Source organism: Pseudomonas sp. PHC1 (assembly GCF_046487845.1).
GTDB classification, from domain to species: domain Bacteria; phylum Pseudomonadota; class Gammaproteobacteria; order Pseudomonadales; family Pseudomonadaceae; genus Aquipseudomonas; species Aquipseudomonas sputi.
The window spans coordinates 1-19045 of the sequence record NZ_JBJXHJ010000025.1; the positions used below are offsets into that span (position 1 = coordinate 1).

Sequence of the window (19045 nt, forward strand, 5' to 3'; positions counted from 1 at the left end):
GGTTGGTTAAGATCTTTCGTCTCAACCGAGGCGCGCATTCTACAGCAGCCTCATTTGCTGTCAAGTGATTATTTTCATTTAAATTCAATCACTTGCGCTAGAAGCAACTCAAGTTGCTCGCTAGCGGGAGGCGAATAATACAGGATCAAAACAGGTGGTCAACCCCCGCGTGAAAATTCTTTTGGTCGCGCCTGCGAAAACTACCAAGCTCTGTACCGGCTATATAAAGAAGCAATCACCCAATCACCCCCGCATAGATCGCTCGATCAACATTCCCCCCAGACAGAATCACGCCGACCGTTTCCCCCTCCCTCCCTTCACGCTCCTGCATCAACGCCGCCAGCGCGGACGCGCCCGCGCCTTCAGCAAGGTTATGGGTATCGGTGTAATACACGCGCATGGCTTCGGCGATTTCGCTTTCGCTGACCGAGACAATCCTCGCCGCACCCTCCTTATAGATGTCGAACGCCTCGGCAATCGGCTTGCGCACGGCCAGGCCGTCGGCAAAGGTATTGGCTGACGCAGTTTCACAGATCGCTTTTGCTTCGAACGACAGCTTGGCGGCCATCGCTTCCGTGGACACCACTCCCACCACCTCGGTGCTCAGGCCCAACGCATCACGGGCAGCGATCACGCCGCAGATCCCTGAACCACAGCCGATGGGAACGTAGACGGTGTCCAGATCCGGCACTGCACTGAACAGTTCCAGCGCATAGGTCGCAACCCCCTTGACCAGCTCGGTATGGAACGGCGGCACCAGGTACAGGTCATGTTCATGCGCCAGACGAGCCGCCTCCTCACGAGCTTCATCGAAATCACGCCCGAACTCGACCACCTCACCGCCAAACCCGCGCATGGCGTTGTTCTTTTCCAGCGAGTTGCCCTGCGGCACCACGATCAATGCCCTCAGCCCCACTGCACTGGCTGCCAGCGCAAGACTTTGGCCATGATTGCCACGCGTTGCAGAAACGATGCCTTTGACATTCGGGTGCTCACGGCGCAGCCAGTGCATGAAGGTAATGCCACCGCGCACTTTGAACGCTCCGGTCGGTGTGTGATTTTCGTGTTTGACCCAAACCGTGCATCCCAACCGCTCGGCCAGCAAAGGCCAGCGATACTGGGCGGTGGCCGGCATCACCTGGTAAACCTGGCGGGCTGCGTGTTCGATATCATCGCGACTGAGTGTATGCATGAGCGTCTCCTTGGCTTTGTCCCAGTCTAGGCACGCAGGCGTCACGTCGGCTTTCAAAAAACCGACCTGACTTTTATGCCACCCCTTCACTACTATGACGCCCATGAGCCATCGAAACCGTCAGCACACCACACCCCTTGCGGAACCGGTCCGTCGTATCCAGGCAGGTTCGTGGACGATCGAGCTGCTGCCCGGCGCAGCTTACTCGGCACGCTACGTGGCGCCCCAGTCAGCCATTGGCTTTGCCTTCGACAGCCAACGCGGGCTGCATGCCATCGGCACTGACCGGATACGTCCCTTCGACGCGATGCCCAATGGCCTGGCGTTCGTCCCGGCCGGCTGTGATGTGTTGTCCGAGTCCCCCTTGGGCGGTGAATACCTGCGATTAATCCGTACCAAAGGTGTTGCGCTGGCCGGTGATCGGCCATTCAACAATCGCATCGACCCGCAAGCCATTCTCCTCGCCCAGCGAATGCGCAGCGCGCTCTTGCAGCCCAAATGGGACGATGACTGGGAAACCTGGGCGATGGCGCTGGCTGAACGAGCGGAAGTTCAAGATGTGCCAGTGACCTGCGGCTCGATCACCGACAGCCGAATGCGACGGCTGGATGAGTTCATTGACGCAAGTCTCAACGGCCCGCTCGATGTTCTGTCGATGGCACAACTACTCGAATTGTCCGAAGGCTATTTCACTCGTGCCTTCAAACAAGCCACAGGCAAAAGCCCCCATAGCTATCTGATCGACCGGCGCCTGTCCAAGGCTCGGGCGATGATATGCGATGGAAAAACGGCCTTGTCGCAGGTCGCCCTGGCCTGCGGCTTCAACTCACAGGCGCACATGACCAGTGCTTTCAAACAGCGTATTGGCGTAAGCCCGGCGCAATTGCGCACAGCCACGCACCAAAGCGCCAATGCCGACAACCAGCATTCGATGCAATGACTTACGTCCCCTCTTGCCCCTGATCCAGAGAACCCTACTCAAACCATCGGCCGTGTTCTGCATTACCGATTGCACGCCACTCATGCAGGCTGCACGAGCCCCCTCGCCTCTGCAATTTTCATCCGCCCGCCAGTGGCATTCAAACGCCTTTCTATGGTGTCCTTTCAGTCAGGAGCCCGTTGCTCCCTCACAGGCTCACAACATTCCAGCCATTAACCGAAGAGGTTCGTTTCATGAGCAATCCGTCTTACGTACCACCCAAGGTCTGGAAACACAGTGCACCTTCCGGTGGCCAGTTCGCCAGTATCAATCGCCCGATTGCCGGGCCGACCCATGAAAAAGAACTGCCCGTCGGCAAGCACCCGCTGCAGCTTTACTCGCTGGCCACGCCCAATGGTGTGAAGGTAACCATTCTGCTCGAAGAGTTACTGGCGCTTGGCTACACCGACGCTGAATACGATGCCTGGCTGATCCGCATCAACGAAGGAGACCAGTTCTCCAGCGGTTTTGTCGGGATCAACCCCAACTCGAAAATTCCGGCGCTGGTGGACCGCAGCGTGGAGCCGGGCATTCGCGTGTTCGAATCCGGATCGATCCTGCTGTATCTGGCGCAAAAATTCGGCGCCTTCCTGCCCTCCGATCCGGCGGGTCGCACCGAAACCCTGAATTGGCTGTTCTGGCAAATGGGTGCAGCGCCCTACCTGGGCGGCGGTTTCGGGCACTTCTATGCGTATGCGCCGGAAAAACTTGAATACCCGATCAACCGATTCACCATGGAAACCAAGCGTCAGCTGGATGTACTCGATCGCCGCCTGAGCGAAAGCCCCTACCTTGCAGGCAACGACTACACCATCGCCGACATCGCGGTCTGGCCGTGGTACGGACAACTGGTGCGCGACAACGTGTACTCCGCCGCCGAGTTTCTTTCCGCCCATGAATACACCCACGTGCAGCGCTGGGCGCAAGAGATTGCCGAACGTCCTGCGGTGATGCGTGGCCAGCGCGTCAACCGGACGTGGGGCGATGAGGCGAGCCAGGTTGCGGAGCGACATCAGGCGAGCGATCTCGATTGACATTGGCCTGATCCGATTCAGCGCCTGTAGCCTTCGGCATCAGGCGCTGTGTCTGATAAATCGCTCCCACCGCCCCACGGACCGCTACGCTTTATTTCCAGGTGTCAGCGGCCCAATGATGCAAGTGCGACACCCGACCTCGAACAACAACGGAGGGTCGTCCACCCGCATGAACATTCTTTACGACGAACAGGTCGACGGCGCCTTGCCAGGCGTTGACAAGGCCGCGCTTCTGCAAGCCCTGCAGCACCAGTGGCCAGACCTGGAAGTGCTGCATCAGTGCGAAGAATTGAAACCGTACGAGTGCGATGGCCTCTCGGCCTACCGCACCACCCCGCTGCTGGTGGTGCTGCCACGGCACATCGATGAAGTTCAGGGTGTGTTGCGGATCTGCCACGAACGGCGGGTGCCGGTGGTCGCCCGAGGCGCCGGGACCGGTTTGTCCGGCGGTGCCCTGCCGCTGGAGAAAGGCGTGTTGCTGGTGATGGCGCGTTTTAACAACGTCCTGCACATCGATCCCGCCGCCCGTACAGCAAGGGTTCAGCCTGGCGTGCGCAATCTGGCGATCTCCCAGGCTGCCGCGCCGTTCGGGCTGTATTACGCGCCTGACCCTTCCTCGCAAATCGCCTGCTCGATCGGCGGCAACGTGGCGGAGAACGCCGGCGGCGTGCACTGCCTCAAGTACGGCCTGACCGTGCACAACCTGCTCGAGGTCGAGATTCTCACTGTCGATGGCGAACGCCTGACGCTGGGCTCGCAGGCACTGGATTCGCCCGGTTTCGACCTGCTGGCGCTGTTCACCGGTTCCGAAGGCCTGCTCGGGGTCATCACCGAAGTCACGGTCAAACTCTTGCCCAAACCGCAGACGGCCAAAGTGCTGCTGGCGGCGTTCGACTCCGTGGAAAAGGCCGGCCGCGCAGTGGCCGACATCATCGCGGCCGGCATCATTCCCGGTGGCCTGGAGATGATGGACAACCTGGCAATCCGCGCCGCCGAAGACTTCATCCACGCCGGTTATCCGGTGGACGCTGAGGCGATTCTGCTCTGCGAGCTCGATGGCGTTGAAGCCGATGTGCACGATGACTGCGCGCGGGTCCGACAAGTGCTCGAACACGCCGGCGCCACCGAACTGCGTCAGGCCCGGGACGAAGCCGAACGCGTGCGATTCTGGGCCGGGCGCAAGAATGCCTTCCCCGCCGTGGGGCGGTTGTCGCCGGACTATTACTGCATGGACGGCACCATCCCGCGCCGCGAGTTGCCCGGCGTTCTGCATGCGATCGCACAGCTTTCAGCCGAATACGGCTTGCGGGTCGCCAACGTATTCCATGCCGGCGACGGCAACATGCATCCGCTAATACTGTTCGACGCCAACCGACCCGGCGAGCTGGAGCGTGCCGAAGCGCTGGGCGGCAAGATCCTCGAGCTGTGCGTGAAGGTCGGCGGCAGCATCACCGGCGAACATGGCGTGGGTCGGGAAAAAATCAACCAGATGTGCGCACAGTTCAACAGCGATGAGCTGACCCTGTTCCATGCCGTCAAGGCCGCGTTCGATCCCGGCGGCTTGCTCAACCCCGGCAAGAATATTCCGACCCTGCATCGCTGCGCCGAATTCGGCGCCCTGCACGTGCACCACGGGCAATTGCCCTTCCCCGAGCTGGAGCGGTTCTGATGGGTGAAACGAAGGATTTCGATGACAGCGCCGCGCTGCTCGAACAGGTCAACCGGGCACTGGAAAACGCCACGCCGCTGCGCATTCAAGGAGCCAACAGCAAGGCGTTTCTCGGACGCATCGTCGGTGGGGAAATTCTCGACACCCGCGCCCATCGGGGCATCGTCAGCTACGACCCGACAGAGCTGGTGATCACCGCGCGCTGCGGCACTCCACTGGTAGAACTGTTGGCCGTGCTGGACGCCTCACAACAGATGCTGGCGTGCGAACCACCGGCCTTCGCCGACGATGCCACGGTCGGCGGCATGGTCGCCAGTGGCCTGTCCGGGCCACGTCGGCCCTGGTCGGGATCGGTGCGCGACTTCGTGCTGGGTACGCGGATCATCACCGGCCATGGCAAACACCTGCGCTTCGGCGGCGAAGTCATGAAGAACGTCGCCGGCTACGACTTGTCGCGTCTGATGGCCGGCAGTTATGGCTCGCTGGGTGTCATCACCGAAGTCTCGCTCAAGGTGCTGCCCAAACCGCGAGCGTGCCAGAGCATCGGCCTGGAAATGACCGGCGAACAAGCCCTGCTGCGTCTGGCCGAATGGGGCCAGCAGCCGTTGCCGATCAGTGCTGCGTGTCACACTGGCCGGCAACTGCACTTGCGTCTTGAGGGTGGCGAAGGCTCAGTGGCGGCCGCCCATGATCGCCTGGGTGGCGAGCTGATCGACCGTTCGTTCTGGGCCGATCTCAACGAGCAGCGCCTGGGCTTCTTCGATGACGATCAACCGCTCTGGCGCCTGTCCGTGCCGCTGAACACCCCGCCGCTGAACCTGCCCGGCCAGCAGTGGCTCGACTGGGGCGGAGCGCAACGCTGGCTCAAGTCCACGGCCGAAGCTGCGGTCATTCGCAAAGCGGTCGGCGACGTCGGCGGGCATGCGACCTGTTACAGCCACGGCCTGATCGACCAGCCATTCCAGCCACTGGCGCCCGCCCTGCTTCACTATCACCGCCAACTCAAACGACAACTCGACCCCCGGGGCATTTTCAACCCCGGGCGTCTGTACGCGGAGCTTTGAGCCATGCAGACCACCCTCAGCCCGCAAGCCCGACAACTGCCCCGCGCCGAAGAGGCCGAAAGCATCCTGCGCACGTGCGTGCATTGCGGATTCTGCAATGCGACCTGCCCGACTTATCAATTGCTCGGCGATGAACTGGACGGCCCGCGCGGGCGCATCTACTTGATCAAGCAAGTGCTCGAAGGCAACGAAGTCACGGCAAAAACCCAGCAGCATCTGGATCGCTGCCTGTCGTGTCGCAACTGTGAAACCACCTGCCCTTCCGGCGTGGACTATCACAACCTGCTCGACATCGGCCGGGCGGTGGTGGACGCCGCCGTCCCGCGGCCGCTCGGGCAGCGTCTGTTGCGTGAAGGACTTCGACGCGTCGTGCCCGATCCACGGTTGTTCAAAGGGCTGATCAACGCCGGCCAGACGTTTCGGGCGCTACTGCCCCATACCCTGCAAGACAAACTGCCACGCAACGTGGCGCTACCTGCCCCGCGCCCCGCCATCCGTCATGCGCGGCAAGTGCTGATGCTCGAGGGTTGCGTGCAGCCGGGATTGTCCCCCAACACCAATGCCGCAGCGGCGCGGGTGCTGGCTCGTCTGGGCATCAGCGTGATTCCTGCCCGCGAGGCTGGCTGTTGCGGCGCGGTGGATTATCACCTCGACGCCCAGATCACCGGCCTTGAGCGCGCCCGCCACAACATTGATGCGTGGTGGCCGGCCATCGAACAGGGTGCCGAGGCGATCGTGCAGACCGCCAGCGGTTGTGGGGCGTTCATCAAGGATTACGGGCATTTGCTTCGCGCGGACCCGGCCTATGCCGAAAAGGCCAAAGCCGTCAGCGCGCTGGCAAAAGATCTGGTTGAGGTGCTGCGCGAAGAGCCGCTCGAATCCTTCGGCATCCGCGCCAATCAACGTGTGGCTTTCCATTGCCCCTGCACCTTGCAACACGCGCAGAAACTCGGCGGTGCGGTGGAGTCGGTGCTGACACGACTGGGCTTCGACCTGACTGCCGTCCCCGACGCTCATCTGTGCTGCGGCTCGGCGGGTACTTACTCGATCACCCAACCGGCGCTGGCCAGGTCACTGCGCGACAACAAACTCGATGCGCTGGAGAGTGGTCATCCCGAGATCATCGTCACCGCCAACATCGGCTGCCAGATACACCTCGACGGCGCCGGCCGTACGCCCGTCAGGCACTGGATCGAGCTGGTGGGACTCACCGGGGCACCCGGTCGGTGATGCGGTCCTGCAGGAAGTCGACAGGCTCTGCACACGCCTGATCGGCAGCCTGCATCAACCGGTGATGTTCGACAAGGCGGCTTTCGCGCGTCGCTTGCAGGCCACGGGGCGCCTTTGACAAGTCAATCGGCGCCCGTTTTCGCTTCATCCGCTCACCCTCGTCTCGTTGCGGGTAAACATGTTGCCCGCATCGCGCACCAACTGTCGCCACTCGGTGTTGCTGATGAGCCCCTGTTCCAGCATGTCGTCGGCCCCCTTGAGCAAATCATCGTAGTGGTCCTGCGGATCGAACTGTCCCTGCGGTTGTGTCGCCAGCTTGCGCCAGGCCGACAGTGACTCTTTCTTGCGCTGATCGTACATTTCGAATGTCTCGCGAAGATGACATCCGGTAGAGCCGTCATTCCTCTGCGTCGTTCTACGCACTCGACGAATGGAAGCCGACCGGGTGGCACAAGTGAACCTGTACACCGCGCTGGGCGGTGGCTGGAGCCCGGTCGAGTCGCCACCGCCAGCACCTTGAGTCATGTTTTCTTACACCTTTTGTCGCCTGTTCCGACATTGACAGGTGATCAAAAACCGACCTGCCGGATCATTTTGGTATCATGCGCCGCTTTTACGGTTAACCCGCCCGCCTGTCCTGCCGACTGGCGGGCTCCAAAGGGCGGTATGAAATGACGGCTTTGTTGACTCGCCGCAAGGTGCTTGCGGGAATGGGCGTACTCGGTCTCGGCCTGCTCGCCGGCTGCGACACCCGCGGCGAACTGTCGTACAAGTACGGCAAGGATCTGAGCGACAAGATCCTCGGACGCACCTTCAAACTGAAGGACACCGAAGGCAACACCGTGACGTTGTCGAGCTTTCGCGGCCTGATGCCGATGATCTTCTTCGGGTTCACCCAGTGTCCGGCGATCTGCCCGACGACCCTGGCCCGCGCCGCAAAAATCAAGAAGCTGATGGGCAAGGACGGTGACATCCTGCAAGTGGTGTTCATCACCCTCGACCCGGAACGCGACACACCGGAAATCCTCGACGCCTACGTCAAGACCTTCGATCCAAGCTTCGTCGCGCTGTACGGCACCCTCGAAGAAACCAAGGCCACCGCCAAGGAATTCGACGTGTTCTACGAAAAAGTCCCGGCCGGCGACACCTATACCCTTTCCCACACCGCCACCAGCTATGTCTACGACACCCGGGGCACGTTGCGTGTGGGTCTGTCTCAATCGCTTTCTGCACAAGAGTGCACGGAAGATTTGCTTACCGTCATGGAGGTCTGCTGATGAACCCTTTTCTGAACCACATCAAACGCGCCGCACTGGGCCTGTCCCTGCTGGGCCTGGCGTTCCAGGCATCGGCGCAGACCAAGGTCGACGACGCCTGGGTGCGCGCGACCGTGCCGAACCAGTCGGCCAGCGGCGCGTTCATGACCGTTACCGCCGACAGCGACAGCAAGTTGCTCAGCGTTGCCTCGCCGGCGGCCAAGGACGTGCAGATTCACGAAATGACCATGAAGAATGACGTGATGAGCATGGGTCCGGTGAAGTCGGTCGACCTGCCGGCGGGCAAAGCCGTTCACTTCGATCCGAATGGCTACCACGTGATGCTGATGGGCCTGACCGCTCAGTTGAAGGAAGGCGACAGCGTGCCGCTGACCCTGACCGTCGAAAACGCCAAGGGCGAAAAGGAAACCGTTGAAGTAAAGGCGCCGGTCAAGGCGCTGACCATGGAAGGCCACGATCACAGCAAGATGCATTGATCGACTGATCGAGCCGGCCTGCCCGCACCATGCGGGCAGGCCGGCGCTGTTTCAAACCAGCTTCACCTCAGCCTGGATGTTATTGCGCGTCGCCTTCGAGTACGGGCACACCTGATGCGCCGCTTCCACCAGTTTCTGCGCCGCTGCGCGCTCCATCCCCGGCAGACTCACATTGAGTCGGGCCTGTAGCAGATACCCGCCCGCATTGGTGCCCAGGTCCACCTCGGCATCCACCGCCACGTCGGCGGGCAGACTGATTTTCTCCTGCGCCGCCACCGCTTTCATCGCGCCGATGAAACACGCCGACCAGCCTGCCGCAAACAATTGTTCCGGATTGGTCCCGCCGCCACTGGAGCCGGGCGACGACAGTTTTACATCGAGGATCCCGTCGGAACTGCGCGATGCACCGTCACGCCCACCGGTGGTGTGGGTCTTCGCGGTATAGAGGACTTTTTCGATCTGACTCATGGCGTTCTCCTGAATGAAATACAGCAGATTGTCCACTCGGCGCCTCCCGTCGCAGCTTGAGGTGCGCCACCCGTTTCACACAGCCCTCTCACTATAGACGCGGGTTTGCCGGTCACCCGGCCGACGGACGTGCGGGCACTTAGACCGTCGACGGCCTCAGCAAAAAGCCGTTTCTGGAATCCAGCGTCCACACCTCGACTCCATGGAAAGCACGCTTTACACCAGCAAAGGCTTCAACGAATATGTAAAGCGTCTTTTACATAGGAGTTTAGACATGAACCGATTCAACCGAGAGATGGCAGCGGCCATGGTCCTGTACGCAGTGGTGCTGCTGGCATCGCAATTCGCGCTGATTTATCTGGCGGATGCCAACGCTTACCTGCGCGGCGTCATCGTCCTGATGCCGATGATTCCGGTCGGCTTGTTCTGCTGGACAGTCGTACGCGACATGCGACGTCTCGACGAAATGTATCTGCGTATCCAGTTCGAAGCCCTCGGCTTTGCATTCGCCGCATCGGCCCTGCTGACCTTCACTTACGGCTTTCTGGAAACGGTGGGTGCCCCGCACATCCCGTGGCTTTGGGTCTGGCCGGTGATGGGCGCGATGTGGATGATCGGCCTGCGCATCGCGCGGCGCCGCTACCAATGAAGAACCGCCTCAAGGAACTGCGCGCCGAACGTAAATGGTCCCAGGTGGATCTGGCCGAACGTCTGAACGTTTCGCGCCAGACCATCAATGCGATTGAAAACGAACGCTACGATCCGAGTCTGCCTCTGGCGTTCCAGATTGCCCGGGCGTTCGAGATGCCGATTGAAGACATCTTTGATGATGGTATGGGTTAAGCAACACCTTCGCCCACCGCATCGACGCACTCGGCGCAGATTACGATCGCGCCAGTGCTCTTTTGACCATGCGATGACTTTGATACTGCTTATCGAGTTTGTGTAAATGAGCCTCGATTCGGGCAGCGAAGAGCTTGCGACGTCGCCTTCCGTCCATGTGCAGAGCGCCGAAAAGGACGATGGCGGAAATCAATCCACCCTCTCCAGCGATCCAGGTCGCGATCGCGCCATACACCAACGAAATCAGGAAGATGGTGAGCTTGGGTAGTTTTATACCCAGCTCCTTGAAAAGGAATTCGCCATCAACCAGCAATGCGGACTGAGACAAGCAGTCATTACGCAACAAGGCAAAGACGCTGTAGTCGATGGCCGCCGTGGTGGCATTGAAGACGCTGACGCGATGGTTTCGTTTCAGGTCGAACTCAAGGCCGGAAACATCGACTTCCTCGATCTCGCCATTATCGTTTTCGATTCGCACGACCGTTTCGACATACCCGTCGTCATCAGTGAGCTTTTGGATTTTACGTACCGTGCCACTCCAGACAATAAAATCGACATTCATTTTGCGGTACAGAAAATCGAGCATGGCCGTCCTTGTAGATTCAGAGCATTGCGCGATGGAGTCAGAGCGCGCTGCCAGCAAATGCTACTAAGAGGCCACCACGCTGTCCAGAACGCCCCGGGATTCAACTCCGCGCCCCACCATGCGCCTCTTCAAAGAAATAAACCTTCCAGTTGTCCGCCTTGTTCTTCAGCACGCCCAGTTGCTGCAATTTCTCTGCATAGATAAAGGTGCGTTGCGGCACCACGGTGAAATCGATTTCCGGATCGATGACGATTTTCTCGACCAGCGCCAGCGGCAGCTTTGACTGTTCAACCCGAATGTAGGCCTGAGCCGCCGCAGGCTTGTCGGCCTTGATAATCTGCTCAGCCTCGGCCAGCGCATCGTAGAACGCCTTGTAGGTTTTCGGGTTTTCGTCGTGGAATTTTTCCGAGGTGTAGAGCACGTTGAACGTGGCCTGCCCGCCGAGCACGTCGTAGGAACTCAGCACTTTATGCACGTTGGGATTCTGCAACCCCTGATACTGGAACGGCGGGCTGGAGAAATGCGTGTTGATTTCCGAGCCGCTGGCAATCAACGCGGCCGTGGCATCCGGGTGCGGCAGGCTGACCGAGATATCGTCGAATTTCTTGTATTGGTCGTTGCCGAATTCCCTGGCCGTTTCGATCTGCAACGTGCGTGACTGGAAGCCCACACCGGCCGCCGGTACGGCGATGCGATCCTTGTCGCTGAAGTCCTTGAGGGTTTTCACGTTCGGGTTATTGGTCAACAGGTCGTTGGGCATCGAGCCCAGCGAAGCGATGGCCTTGACGTTCTGCTTGCCTTTGGTGCGATCCCACACGGTAAGCATCGGCGGCACGCCCGCCGAGACCACGTCCAGCGCTCCGGTGAGCAACGCTTCGTTCATCGCGGTGGCGCCGGAACCGATATTGCATATTGATATCACCTGAATTCCAGTCCTCCAGCAACGTCTGCAAGTCCGCCCCCGCGTCATCGAACACAGCTGATGAAACCCGCTGCCCGCCGATGCCCTGCCGCTTTGTAAACCGCACAGGTACGCCAATGCCAAACGAGCGATCAAATGTCGTTTTAACAGCCTGAAACAATAAAACCGTCGCCTCCCTCAAGCCGGAAAACCGCCAGGAAGTACGCCGGTCAAGGTTCAGCCCCTTGCGGATGGATCACAGCGTTCTTCGGGACCGGATGACCCAACCGTTTAAAAAGGCGATCAGACAGCCGACGCTTGGTATCATCGCCCACACTTTTATGACGATTTAATGGCTGGAAGGTCTTTTTTTGTGAGTGCTCTTTTTCAACGGGTTCGGCGCCTGGATGCCCGCCTTCTTTCTCTGGTTTTTCTGGTACTGATCGTGCCGGTCTGTCTGCGGACGGCACTCGGCTGGTCGAGCCTGTTCGGCTATCTGTCGGATCTGGCCATCGGCAGTCTGCTGGTGGTGGTGTTGCACCGCCGTCCCTGGTGGCTGGCGCTGCCGGTGCTGCTGTTTTGGGGATTGCTGGCGGTGGCGACTGCGGAACTGGTCAGCGCGGTCGGTCGCCTGCCGACCGTGGCAGACCTGCATTACCTGATCGACCCGCAGTTCGTGGAAAACTCCACCGGCGGCGGCTTCGCCCATCCCGGCGTGGCTGCTGCATTGCTGATGGCTCTGGTCCTGTGGCTGCTGAGTCACTGGACTCGACGCGCGAAGACGGCCCCCGCTCTGCCCCGTGCAGCCTGGGCGACGCCGGTGCTGCTGTTCTCCGCGTACTGGGGCGCGCAACACCTGGACCCGAGCGATGCCGATCCGTGGCGCCTGTACAACCTGCCGCATCAGTTGTTGGCCGCGCAGTTCGCCGACGCACAGATGCAGGCTGAAGAATGGCTGGAAGGCGATACTCCGGTGGCTCCCCCACCGATGGCCGGTCTCACCGATCTGGATCTGAACGGGCGTCCGTTGCTGGCAGCCAAGGGCCAGGCGCGCAATGTGCTGATCGTCGCCCTCGAAGGCATTCCCGGCGCCTACATCGCCGCCAATCGCCGGGCCATCGGCAGCCATTATCAGGAAGACCTGATGCCCCACCTCAGTCGCTGGGCCGAGCGCGGCATGAACACCCCGGATTACGTGCTGCACACCCACCAGACCATTCGCGGTCTGTACGCCATGCTCTGCGGCGATTACGACAAGCTCGACAACGGCACGCCCAAAGGCGTGGAAATGCTGACCCAGCACGAGCGCAATCAGGCCTGCCTGCCGGCCCAGTTGCGCCAGCACGGTTTTGCCACTCATTACCTGCAAGGCGCAGGGCTGCGGTTCATGGCCAAAGACAAGATCATGCCGCACATCGGTTTTGACGCGACCCATGGCCTGGAATGGTTCACCAACGCCAATTACCTGGAATTCCCGTGGGGCAAGGACGACAAGGCGTTCTTCGAAGGTGCGCTGAAATACGTCGGCGAACTGAAAAAACAGAAGCAGCCGTGGATGCTGACCCTGCTGACCGTCGGCACCCACCAGCCCTACTCCGCGCCAGAGGACTACCTGCAACGCTACGACACGCCGAAGCAGGCCGCCGTCGGCTATCTGGACGATGCACTGGAACAGTTTCTCAGCGGCCTCGAACGCCAGGGCGTGCTGAAAGACACGCTGGTGGTGATCACCTCGGACGAATCCCACGGCATCGACGGCGTACGCCTCGCGTCGTCGTGGGGCTTCAACCTGACCCTCGCGCCGGAGCAGGCGCAACTGCCGCGCCTGAACGCCGGGGTCTATGGTCACGTCGATCTGAGCGCGTCGATTCTGGATTACTTCGACTTTCCGGTGCCCTCCGCCCTCAGCGGTCGCTCGCTGTTTCGCGATTACGATTCGGGCCGTGAAATCATGTCATTCACCAACGGCAAGCTGCGCTATCACGACGGTCGCGGCCTCCTGACCGAGTGCGACATGCCACGCCGCTGCCGCAATTACGCCAGCAATGGATTCATCGCCGAAAGCGCCACGTTCAAGGGCAACACCAGCGGCCAGAATGCCCGGGACATCGCCGCCCGCGCTTCGGCCCTGGACCTGTCGCTGCTGCGTACCCCGCTCAATCAGCGCTATCAGTTCGGCAGTACCAACGTCATCCCGCTCCAGGCGCAGATCAAGGACGACTGGGCCGACAACCTGATCGGCGCGCAATACCTGGAAATGCCCAAGGGCTCCCACACCCGCGTACGCCTGACCGTACGTTCGGTCGATCCGCAGCAGGCGGCGTACATTCAGCTCAAGGCCAAGGAGTTCGAACAGGACGTGCAACTGGGCCTGCCGACCGAGATGGTCGCCACGGCGGATCAGCCGCTGGAGATGGATTTCAGTTTCGACAACCCGCAACCGCGCAAGGCGTTCTCGTTCCACTTGTTGGGGTACGGCCTGGGCGCGGTGGAAGTCAGTGACTTCAGCGTGATCACCGAACTGCCGGGGCAACAGGATCTGCTGGACGAGATCCCGGAAGAAGACACCGCTCAATCGAGTTGAGGTCGACGCCAGCGTCGCAACGACGCTGGCGTCCATCCGGCGTCAGCGATCAGAACGTGGTGCGCAGTCCGACCTGAATGCTGCGCCCTTGTGCCGGCGCAATATCCCGCAGGATCGAGCTGGCGTAACGCACGGTCTGGTTGGTCAGGTTCTCGGCATTGACGAAGGCCAGCCATTTGCTCTGGCCAACATCAAAGTGATAACCCACATTGGCCCCCAGCGTGGTGTAGCCGTCGGTGCTGCTTTCGTTGTCCGGCACTCGATGCTGGGAACTGGCGTGTTCCACATCGATCCGCGCCTGCCAGCGATCCAGCTCCCACAACAACCCCGTGTTCAACCGCAGCGGTGCGATGCGCGGCAAGTCCTGGCCGTTGTCGAGGTTCTTGGCCCGGGTGTAATCGCCCGACAGCTCCAGCGCAAACTTGCCGTAGGCGTTTTCGCCGAGGGTCCAGCGATCCTGCGCTTCGATGCCACTGAAGCGCGCCCGCACGCCGGAGTAGGTGTATTCAGGAATGCCGTCGGCGTCCTCCTCGCCTTCGTCGTTGAGCGTGCGCCCGGTCCCGAGCAGGCCGATGTAGTTGGAGAAATGGCTATAGAAGACGCCGACGCTGCCCTTGTGGGTGCCGTTGTCAAAACGCAGCGCCAGGTCACTGGAGACGGCTTTTTCTTTCGACAGCCCCGCGTCCCCGACTTCATAAGTGCCGGTGGCGACGTGGGTGCCGTTGGCGTAAAGCTCATAGAACGTCGGCGCCCGTTCGGTGTAGCCCAGCGTAGCGGCGACCGACCAGACCGGCGTCAGCGTGTACACCGCGCCGGATGACAGGCTACCAGCGGTGAAGCTGCTGGAGCGATCGGCATTGGCGAAGCGCTCGTTGCCTTTGGCGTCCGGGTCGACCGTGGTGTGCTCGAGGCGTCCACCGAGGGTGAACAGCAGACGATCCGTGGCTTGCAGCTCTTCGAGAATAAACAGTGCGCCGGCGTCGGTATCGGTGTGCGGCACGAACGCTTCCTCGCCCAGCGCCGAGAACTCGTTGCGACTGACCTGCGCGCCAATCACCCCGTTGAACGGGCCCAGCGGCTGATGCCGGGCTTCAACCCGCGCCTCGTAGCCCTTGTTCTTGAACGTGGTGCCGACCTCGCCGCCCTCGATTTCGCGGTGCTGGTAATCGGTGTAGCCAGCGTCGAACTTCATCGAGCTGAACGGGCCGTCGAGGTTGCGGATTTCCGAGGCGAACGCGTAGTGCTCCTGCTCCATGCGGATGCGCACATCGTCTTCGGCCGGCGAGCCGTAGTTGGAATCGTAATTGCTGTACGACAGCCCCGCGTACCCGTCATCCCAGGTGTACGACCCGCCCACCGCACCGCCGTCCTGGCGACCGTCGCTGTTGGCCAGCCGATGCTTCTTCGAATCACCTTCGTCGTTCGCCCGCTCACGGCCGGTTTTGGCGTAGCCCGGAATCTTCAGGTCATTGAACTCACGGGCGCTGGCGTCCAGGTGCAAGGCGAACTGGCCGTTACCGGCTTCAAGCTTGCCAGCGCTGCTGCGGGTGGTGTCGGCGCCGCCGTAGCGCAACTCGCCGGCACCGTGAATACCTTCGATGGCTTCGGTCGGGATGCGGTTGTCGAAGGTGTTGACCACCCCGCCGATGGCGCTGCCGCCGTACAGCAAGGCCGCCGGACCACGGACGATTTCAATGCGTTCGACGTTGACCGGATCCAGCGGCACCGCGTGATCGTAGGACAGCGACGAGGCGTCCAGCGCGCCAACACCGTTGCGCAGAATGCGGATGCGATCGCCGTCCTGCCCGCGAATGATCGGGCGACTGGCACCCGGGCCGAAGTAGGACGACGACACACCCGGCTGCTTGTTCAGGGTTTCGCCGAGGCTGCCCTTTTGCTGCAGCGTCAGGCTGTCGCCGCTCAACACGGTCGAGGGCGAGGCCAGGGTCTGACTGCCCAGCGGATTGCCGGTGATGACTTGCGGTTGCAGTTCCAGCGGGTCGGCGGCAAATGCGGGCGAAGCGATCAGCAGCGCCGAGGCCATGAGTGTCAGGCGGGGTTGGAAGGCGGGGAAACGGGAAGGCATTTCAGGAATCCGTCAGGCAGAAAAGTGAGGATCGATGCCAGCGCTACACAGGGTGTATTACCGGCACCGATCAGATGAAATCATTTTTATGTTATACAATAACATTTCTAATGACCATCACGTTTCTTCCACAAAATTGCAAACCATCGCTCAAGCACGGGCGTTTCAGCGCCCTGCCCGGCGCCGGCACCCAACACTTCGCGTAAGAGACTGCGCCTATCAGGCACCAATAGTCGGCCTATTAGCTGACTCGCCAAGTCGGGTCTAGCCTTACTATTCCGAAGTCGGCACGCGCCGGCCGCAGAAGACCTGATAAGGACCCGAACATGGCAAATGAATCGAAATGCCCGTTCAATCACGCCGCCGGCGGTGGCACGACGAACCGCGATTGGTGGCCGAATCAACTGAACCTGAAAATCCTGAGTCAGCACTCGCCCGCATCCGATCCGATGGGCAAGGACTTCGACTACGCCAAGGCTTTCAAAAGCCTGGATTTCCAGGCCCTCAAACAAGATCTGACGGCGCTGATGACCGACTCCCAGGAGTGGTGGCCAGCGGACTTCGGCCACTACGGCCCGCTCTTCATCCGCATGGCCTGGCACAGCGCCGGCACCTATCGCACCGCTGACGGCCGTGGTGGCGCAGGCTCCGGCCAGCAACGCTTCGCCCCGCTCAACAGCTGGCCGGACAACGTCAGCCTCGACAAGGCCCGTCGCCTGCTGTGGCCGATCAAACAGAAATACGGCCGCAACATTTCCTGGGCCGACCTGATCGTGCTCACCGGCAACGTCGCGCTGGAATCGATGGGTTTCAAAACCTTCGGTTTCTCCGGCGGACGCGCGGATGTCTGGGAACCGGACGAAGACGTGTACTGGGGCTCGGAAAACAAATGGCTGGGCGGCGATAACCGCTACGGCAAGGATCCGGAATCCATGCAGCCGCCGGGCGACGGCACCCTGGTGGCCGAACCCGCCGAGCACGGCAATGAGGAAAGCCGTACCAATCAGGGCGAACGCAATCTCGAGAACCCGCTGGCCGCGGTGCAGATGGGCCTGATCTACGTGAACCCGGAAGGCCCCGAAGGCAATCCCGACCCGGTGGCCTCAGCCAAGGATATCCGCGAAACCTTCGGCCGCATGGCCATGAACGACGAGGAAACCGTCGCCCTGATCGCCGGTGGACATGCCTTCGGCAAGACTCACGGCGCAGGCCCCGCCGATAACGTCGGCCCGGAACCGGAAGCCGCCGGCCTCGAAGAACAAGGCCTGGGCTGGAAAAACAGCTTCGGCACCGGCAAGGGTGCCGACACCATCACCAGCGGCCTGGAAGTGACCTGGACCACCACTCCTACGAAGTGGAGCAACAACTATCTGGAAAATCTGTTCGGCTTCGAATGGGAACTGACCAAGAGCCCGGCCGGTGCCCATCAGTGGAAACCGAAAAACGGCGCGGGTGCCGGCACCATTCCCCACGCCCACGACCCGAACAAACGCATCGACCCGACCATGCTCACCTCCGACCTGGCCCTGCGTTTCGACCCGGCCTACGAGAAGATTTCGCGGCGCTTCCTGGCCAATCCCGATCAACTGGCCGATGCCTTCGCTCGGGCCTGGTACAAGCTGATCCACCGCGACATGGGCCCGTTGTCACGCTACCTCGGCCCGGAATTGCCCCAGGAAGAATTGCTCTGGCAAGACCCGATTCCCGAGGTCACACATCCACTGGTGGACGACAGCGATATCAGGGCGCTGAAAGGAAAAGTGCTGGCGTCCGGGCTGTCCGTCTCGGAACTGGTCTCCACCGCCTGGGCGGCCGCATCGACCTTCCGGGGTTCGGACAAGCGCGGCGGCGCCAATGGCGGGCGTCTGCGTCTGGCGCCGCAGAAATTCTGGCAGGCCAACCAGCCTGAGCAACTGGACAAGGTGCTGAAAGTTCTTGAAGGCATTCAGAACGAGTTCAACGCCGGTGCGACAGGCAAGCAAGTCTCGCTGGCGGATCTGATCGTGCTGGCCGGTAATGCCGGGGTCGAGCAAGCGGCGCAAAATGCCGGGCACACAGTGACCGTTCCGTTCAATCCGGGGCGCACCGATGCAACTCAGGAGCAAACCGACGTCGAATCGTTTGGCTTCCTCGAGCCGCACACCGACGGCTTCCGCAATTACGCCGCCAACACGTACCGCGTGCCGGCCGAAGCGTTACTGATCGACAAGGCGCAACTGCTGACCCTTTCCGCCCCGGAAATGACCGTACTGATCGGCGGCCTGCGTGTGCTGGACACCAACGTCGGCAAAACCCGACACGGGGTATTCACCGACAAACCCGGCACCCTGACCAACGACTTCTTCCGCAACCTGCTGGACATGGGCGTGGAATGGAAACCAACGTCCAAGACCGAGTTCGAAGGTCGCGACCGTAAAACCGGCAGCGTGAAATGGACGGCGACCCGGGTCGATCTGGTGTTCGGCTCCAACGCGGTACTACGGGCGCTGGCCGAGGTGTATGCCAGCTCCGATGCGAAGGAACAGTTCGTCAACGACTTCGTTGCGGCGTGGGCGAAGGTGATGGATCTGGACCGGTTTGATCTGCGCCAATAAGCCTTTTTCATCCCCCCACAAAAACGCCGCTCATCGAGCGGCGTTTTCTATTGCCCTGAAAC

The 19045-nt window shown here is 61.1% G+C and carries 16 protein-coding genes and 1 pseudogene; 11 read left to right on the plus strand and 6 right to left on the minus strand.

Features of this window, described 5'->3' with window-relative positions:
- Positions 1–235: 235 nt before the first annotated feature.
- Positions 236–1192 (minus strand): threonine dehydratase, encoded by a 957-nt coding sequence (locus ACKJSM_RS24520; protein WP_236182844.1) that lies wholly within the window; start codon positions 1190–1192, stop codon positions 236–238.
- 103 nt (positions 1193–1295) lie between these two features.
- On the opposite strand from ACKJSM_RS24520, the gene ACKJSM_RS24525 reads away from it, so the two are divergent.
- The 5 genes from ACKJSM_RS24525 (at position 1296) to glcF (ending at position 7168) form a co-directional block, all read left to right on the plus strand.
- Positions 1296–2132: a helix-turn-helix transcriptional regulator gene (locus ACKJSM_RS24525; RefSeq protein ID WP_410239129.1), complete on the plus strand. Its 837-nt coding sequence runs from the start codon at positions 1296–1298 to the stop codon at positions 2130–2132.
- Positions 2133–2365: 233 nt separating this feature from the next.
- The gene (yghU, locus tag ACKJSM_RS24530) at positions 2366–3205 is read left to right on the plus strand and encodes a glutathione-dependent disulfide-bond oxidoreductase (protein WP_236182841.1); all 840 of its coding nucleotides are present in this window, start codon (positions 2366–2368) and stop codon (positions 3203–3205) included.
- 169 nt (positions 3206–3374) lie between these two features.
- Positions 3375–4874 (plus strand): glycolate oxidase subunit GlcD, encoded by a 1500-nt coding sequence (glcD, locus tag ACKJSM_RS24535; RefSeq protein WP_410239130.1) that lies wholly within the window; start codon positions 3375–3377, stop codon positions 4872–4874.
- Complete coding sequence (gene glcE / locus ACKJSM_RS24540) at positions 4874–5938, plus strand: glycolate oxidase subunit GlcE (RefSeq protein WP_410239131.1); 1065 nt, start codon at positions 4874–4876, stop codon at positions 5936–5938. Before glcD ends, glcE begins: the two co-directional genes overlap by 1 nt.
- A 3-nt stretch (positions 5939–5941) precedes the next feature.
- Complete coding sequence (gene glcF / locus ACKJSM_RS24545) at positions 5942–7168, plus strand: glycolate oxidase subunit GlcF (RefSeq protein ID WP_410239132.1); 1227 nt, start codon at positions 5942–5944, stop codon at positions 7166–7168.
- Between the two features lie 144 nt (positions 7169–7312).
- Here the strand turns inward: glcF and ACKJSM_RS24550 are convergent, their stop codons facing one another.
- Positions 7313–7528 carry a hypothetical protein gene (locus ACKJSM_RS24550; RefSeq protein WP_236182836.1) on the minus strand — a complete coding sequence of 72 codons (216 nt, stop codon included), beginning with the start codon at positions 7526–7528 and terminating at the stop codon, positions 7313–7315.
- A 311-nt stretch (positions 7529–7839) separates the two neighbouring features.
- Between ACKJSM_RS24550 and ACKJSM_RS24555 the strand changes: the two genes are divergently transcribed.
- Together ACKJSM_RS24555 and ACKJSM_RS24560 are read left to right on the plus strand one after the other, a co-directional pair.
- On the plus strand, positions 7840–8445 hold the full coding sequence (locus ACKJSM_RS24555) for an SCO family protein (RefSeq protein ID WP_039770777.1): 606 nt from the start codon (positions 7840–7842) through the stop codon (positions 8443–8445).
- A complete protein-coding gene (locus ACKJSM_RS24560; protein WP_410239133.1) occupies positions 8445–8921 on the plus strand; it encodes a copper chaperone PCu(A)C in 477 nt (158 codons plus the stop codon). The genes ACKJSM_RS24555 and ACKJSM_RS24560 overlap by 1 nt, the downstream gene beginning before the upstream one ends.
- Before the next feature lie 51 nt (positions 8922–8972).
- On the opposite strand, the gene ACKJSM_RS24565 is transcribed toward ACKJSM_RS24560, so the two are convergent.
- Positions 8973–9389, minus strand: coding sequence for an organic hydroperoxide resistance protein (locus ACKJSM_RS24565; protein WP_236182834.1), 417 nt, complete (start codon positions 9387–9389; stop codon positions 8973–8975).
- A gap of 274 nt (positions 9390–9663) precedes the next feature.
- On the opposite strand from ACKJSM_RS24565, the gene ACKJSM_RS24570 reads away from it, so the two are divergent.
- A complete protein-coding gene (locus tag ACKJSM_RS24570) occupies positions 9664–10038 on the plus strand; it encodes a hypothetical protein (protein ID WP_096820558.1) in 375 nt (124 codons plus the stop codon).
- Entirely contained in the window at positions 10035–10232 is a 198-nt protein-coding gene (locus tag ACKJSM_RS24575) for a helix-turn-helix transcriptional regulator (protein WP_375746789.1), read from the plus strand. The genes ACKJSM_RS24570 and ACKJSM_RS24575 overlap by 4 nt, the downstream gene beginning before the upstream one ends.
- 40 nt (positions 10233–10272) lie before the next feature.
- On the opposite strand, the gene ACKJSM_RS24580 is transcribed toward ACKJSM_RS24575, so the two are convergent.
- Positions 10273–10818, minus strand: a complete 546-nt coding sequence (locus tag ACKJSM_RS24580; RefSeq protein ID WP_410239134.1) for a hypothetical protein — start codon at positions 10816–10818, stop codon at positions 10273–10275.
- A gap of 100 nt (positions 10819–10918) precedes the next feature.
- Positions 10919–11725 (minus strand): annotated as a pseudogene (locus tag ACKJSM_RS24585) (ABC transporter substrate-binding protein); the annotation flags it as partial.
- A 367-nt stretch (positions 11726–12092) separates the two neighbouring features.
- Here ACKJSM_RS24585 and ACKJSM_RS24590 point away from each other — a divergent pair.
- Complete coding sequence (locus tag ACKJSM_RS24590) at positions 12093–14303, plus strand: LTA synthase family protein (RefSeq protein ID WP_410239135.1); 2211 nt, start codon at positions 12093–12095, stop codon at positions 14301–14303.
- A 49-nt stretch (positions 14304–14352) separates the two neighbouring features.
- Here ACKJSM_RS24590 and ACKJSM_RS24595 read toward each other — a convergent pair whose 3' ends face one another.
- A complete protein-coding gene (locus ACKJSM_RS24595; RefSeq protein ID WP_410239136.1) occupies positions 14353–16389 on the minus strand; it encodes a TonB-dependent receptor in 2037 nt (678 codons plus the stop codon).
- A gap of 326 nt (positions 16390–16715) precedes the next feature.
- Here ACKJSM_RS24595 and katG point away from each other — a divergent pair, with 326 nt between their 5' ends.
- A complete protein-coding gene (gene katG, locus ACKJSM_RS24600) occupies positions 16716–18983 on the plus strand; it encodes a catalase/peroxidase HPI (protein WP_410239137.1) in 2268 nt (755 codons plus the stop codon).
- Positions 18984–19045 lie beyond the last annotated feature (62 nt).

Coding starts and splice junctions, on each gene's coding strand:
- ACKJSM_RS24570 (WP_096820558.1), top strand. CDS start 9,664: ATGAACCGATTCAACCGAGAGATGGCAGCGGCCATGGTCCTGTACGCA.
- ACKJSM_RS24580 (WP_410239134.1), bottom strand. CDS start 10,818: ATGCTCGATTTTCTGTACCGCAAAATGAATGTCGATTTTATTGTCTGG.
- ACKJSM_RS24575 (WP_375746789.1), top strand. CDS start 10,035: ATGAAGAACCGCCTCAAGGAACTGCGCGCCGAACGTAAATGGTCCCAG.
- glcD (WP_410239130.1), top strand. CDS start 3,375: ATGAACATTCTTTACGACGAACAGGTCGACGGCGCCTTGCCAGGCGTT.
- glcF (WP_410239132.1), top strand. CDS start 5,942: ATGCAGACCACCCTCAGCCCGCAAGCCCGACAACTGCCCCGCGCCGAA.
- katG (WP_410239137.1), top strand. CDS start 16,716: ATGGCAAATGAATCGAAATGCCCGTTCAATCACGCCGCCGGCGGTGGC.
- ACKJSM_RS24555 (WP_039770777.1), top strand. CDS start 7,840: ATGACGGCTTTGTTGACTCGCCGCAAGGTGCTTGCGGGAATGGGCGTA.
- glcE (WP_410239131.1), top strand. CDS start 4,874: ATGGGTGAAACGAAGGATTTCGATGACAGCGCCGCGCTGCTCGAACAG.
- yghU (WP_236182841.1), top strand. CDS start 2,366: ATGAGCAATCCGTCTTACGTACCACCCAAGGTCTGGAAACACAGTGCA.
- ACKJSM_RS24595 (WP_410239136.1), bottom strand. CDS start 16,389: ATGCCTTCCCGTTTCCCCGCCTTCCAACCCCGCCTGACACTCATGGCC.
- ACKJSM_RS24520 (WP_236182844.1), bottom strand. CDS start 1,192: ATGCATACACTCAGTCGCGATGATATCGAACACGCAGCCCGCCAGGTT.
- ACKJSM_RS24550 (WP_236182836.1), bottom strand. CDS start 7,528: ATGTACGATCAGCGCAAGAAAGAGTCACTGTCGGCCTGGCGCAAGCTG.
- ACKJSM_RS24560 (WP_410239133.1), top strand. CDS start 8,445: ATGAACCCTTTTCTGAACCACATCAAACGCGCCGCACTGGGCCTGTCC.
- ACKJSM_RS24525 (WP_410239129.1), top strand. CDS start 1,296: ATGAGCCATCGAAACCGTCAGCACACCACACCCCTTGCGGAACCGGTC.
- ACKJSM_RS24565 (WP_236182834.1), bottom strand. CDS start 9,389: ATGAGTCAGATCGAAAAAGTCCTCTATACCGCGAAGACCCACACCACC.